Source organism: Moorena sp. SIO2C4 (assembly GCF_010672485.1).
Classification (GTDB): domain Bacteria; phylum Cyanobacteriota; class Cyanobacteriia; order Cyanobacteriales; family Coleofasciculaceae; genus Moorena; species Moorena producens.
Genome location: NZ_JAAHGN010000934.1, coordinates 1 through 3,043, shown reverse-complemented (window position 1 = coordinate 3,043; position 3,043 = coordinate 1). Strand labels below are relative to the sequence as shown.

2 protein-coding genes and 1 pseudogene are annotated in these 3,043 nt (G+C 44.1%); 2 read left to right on the top strand and 1 reads right to left on the bottom strand.

The features are described from left to right. A partial coding sequence (gene rsmB, locus F6K20_RS31630; RefSeq protein WP_287297389.1) for a 16S rRNA (cytosine(967)-C(5))-methyltransferase RsmB occupies positions 1 to 1,090 on the top strand: 1,090 nt, incomplete at its 5' end. 159 nt (positions 1,091 to 1,249) lie between these two features. On the opposite strand, the pseudogene F6K20_RS31625 reads toward rsmB, so the two are convergent. Next, a pseudogene (locus F6K20_RS31625) lies at positions 1,250 to 2,306 on the bottom strand (Rpn family recombination-promoting nuclease/putative transposase). 310 nt (positions 2,307 to 2,616) lie between these two features. Here F6K20_RS31625 and F6K20_RS31620 point away from each other — a divergent pair. Beyond that, positions 2,617 to 2,850, top strand: coding sequence for a hypothetical protein (locus F6K20_RS31620; RefSeq protein ID WP_009149134.1), 234 nt, complete (start codon positions 2,617 to 2,619; stop codon positions 2,848 to 2,850). Positions 2,851 to 3,043 lie beyond the last annotated feature (193 nt).

Below are 3,043 nucleotides of genomic sequence, written 5' to 3'. Positions count from 1 at the left end.
AGCTAAGAACAATGGCTTCAAAGGACTGGCAGGGGTGGTTAATGGTTTACTACGAAACTATGCCCGTTTAGCTGCCAATTCCCCTGACCCTTTGGAGTTGCCAGAAGGGGATATGGAGCGTCTGGGCATTTTACACAGTTTTCCAGATTGGATGATCGAGCTGTGGTTACAACAGCTGGGACTAGAGGAAACAGAACAGCTGTGTCAATGGTTTAACCAATCTCCTACTATTGACTTACGGATAAATCCCCTCAAGGTGTCCATTGAGGAAGTGGAGGCAGGGATGCAATCTGCTGAACTGGCTATTCAGCGGGTACCGACCTTGGTCTCCCACCAGGACGAGGGGAATGGTGAGATTATCCCTATTTTCAGCAACCCAGCTCAGCTCCCCCAAGCACTGCGAGTTGTGGGTGGTGTTGGTGCGATTCAAGAGCTACCAGGATTTAAGGAGGGTTGGTGGACTGTTCAAGATTGTAGTGCCCAGCTGGTCAGTTATCTGTTGGACCCTCAACCTGGTGATGTGGTGATTGATGCCTGTGCTGCACCAGGGGGCAAGACAACTCATATTGCAGAATTAATGGCAGATCAGGGCAAAATTTGGGCATGCGATCGCTCAGCTTCCCGCCTCAAAAAAGTCCAACAGAATGCCCAACGGTTACAATTACAATCGATTCAGATCAGTACTGGTGATAGTCGCGATTGCCCTGAATTTACTAACGTCGCTAATGCTGTGTTATTAGATGCTCCCTGTTCCGGTAATGGTACCCTTCACCGACGTCCTGATCTGCGTTGGCGCATGACTCCAGAAAAAGTCCAGGAACTTACTGTTTTGCAAAAAGAATTGTTAGAGCATACCGCAACTTGGGTCAAGCCCGGAGGGGTTTTAGTTTATGCTACCTGTACCTTAAATCCTCAAGAAAATGAGGCGGTAATACAATGGTTTCTGGAAGGTCATTCCCAGTGGCAAATTGAACCCCCTACTCTTTCGTTTATTAAGGAGTTTTCAACACCAGAAGGTTGGCTGAAAGTTGTGCCCTATCGAGACAAGATGGATGGTTTTTTTATGGTGCGCTTAAAGCGGATGGATTAGTTAAGGGATATAGGAAGGGGAATCGGGAATCGGGAATCGGGAATCGGGAATCGGGGAGAGTAGTAGGGTGGGCAAAAATATTTTTTTTTATTATTAATGATTATACTATTTTGCCCACCCTACGTTAATTGGTATTTTTTTGAACTTTTTCTTACTCTGTTAGGACAACTGATTAATTTCATCGATAGTCAACCCCGTATATTGAGCAATATCATTCAGGGGTAACCCAGCGGCCTTCATCTGTTTAACAATCTGCTGTTTTTCTTCAAGTCTACCTTGTTCTCGTCCTTCTATTCTTCCTTCTTCTCGTCCTTCAAGTCTGCCTTCTAGTCTGCCTTCTTCTCGTCCTTCCCTTTTCGCGAAACTCCATGCACCTCGCGCGTCCTCCAAGGCCATCTCCTGTTTGCGGAGTTTTTCCACTTCTGAGACACTCAACCCCGCTTGATTCGCTATAGTTAAGGCTTTTTCTAGCTGTGGAATTTCCCTGAGTTTGTCAGGAATGATTTCTAAGTTGGGTGCTTCTTTGTCTTGATGCAGTCGCTCATGGGGGAAACCCCCAAGACCGCGCTGCATCGCTGATAAAAAATATCCACTTATCTATCACACTTTCTAATTCTTCCAGTTGCTTAGTAAATTTAGGAAGTTCCACAAACACTAGCTTGTCTTGATGCAGTCGCTCATGGGGGAAACCCCCAAGACCGCGCTGCATCGCTAATTCGTTCTCCTGATAAGGCAAGTGGTCTTCTTCTTCTTGAAAGTAAAAACAGCTAATTACTTTCTCAGTTGAGGGGAATAATTTAAAATCCGTGATGGTTAAAGCAATAACCGGATTTAGATCGAAATATCCCTGTCCCAATTTCAGTTGATTTCCATAGGTTTTGCACAAGTTATACACCACTCGCTTCTCGAAAGCCTCCACATTCCAGAGTTGCATCTCAATGATGACAGTCGTTTTATCTTCTAATACTGCCTTAACATCCAGATAGCGATGCAGCGCGGTCTTGGGGGTTTCCCCCATGAGCGACTGCATCAAGACAGTGTCTTTTAAATCTACTACATCCCCGGCGCTATAGGGATCAATAATTTCTAAATCCTCGATAACGCAATTACCAGAGTAGATCATGGCATTGAGAAAGGAAATCAGAATATCTTTACTCTGATCTGAGCCAAAGATTTTCTTGAAAGCAAAGTCAGTTTTTGGGCTGATGAATCTCATGGTTTTACAGGTTGATATAGGGAGCAGGGAGCAGGGAGCAGGGAGCAGGGAGCAGGGAGTAGGGAGTAGGGAGTAGGAAGTAGGTAGTAGGCTGTATCGCTTTTATAATTAGGCAAAAACTCTAATATTTTTTTTGTATAGCTACACTAAATACCATTCCTATACTAACCACATTAATCTCTTATTTATGCCCTATTTACTATTATAGCTATTCTCAATTTTCCTAATAAAAAAAAATCATAAATACCTTGACATTTGATTAATTTATTTATATATTAATAATGTACAGCATTTAAAACTACTGTTGATCATGACTAAAAACATTCCGCCTAACTCCGATGACAATCAAACTCCTGAAAACCCTGGTCGTAAACCTAAGAAAGTCAAGTACGTTTTGATCGGTTCTCCTGAACAAGTTCGGAATACGATTAATGCCATCTATGGCCTGAAATACGCTTATCCCGACGAGTGGAGCACTCCAGAACCTACTGAAAAGCCTGGTGAGGTTATGACCTTTTTGATTCGCTATTTCTATGTAGACTAGGATAGGGTTTTGCCAGCGATGCAGCGCGGTCTTGGGGAGGCAGCGCGGTCTTGGGGGTCTCCCCCATGAGCGACTGCATCAAGACAGGGTTTTGACGCCCTGGCGACTAGGATTGTGGCGGTTATGTTTAAGCTATCAGCTATCAGCTATCAGCTATCAGCTATCAGCTATCAGCTATCAGTTATCAGCTATC

Coding starts and splice junctions, on each gene's coding strand:
- F6K20_RS31620 (WP_009149134.1), top strand. CDS start 2,617: ATGACTAAAAACATTCCGCCTAACTCCGATGACAATCAAACTCCTGAA.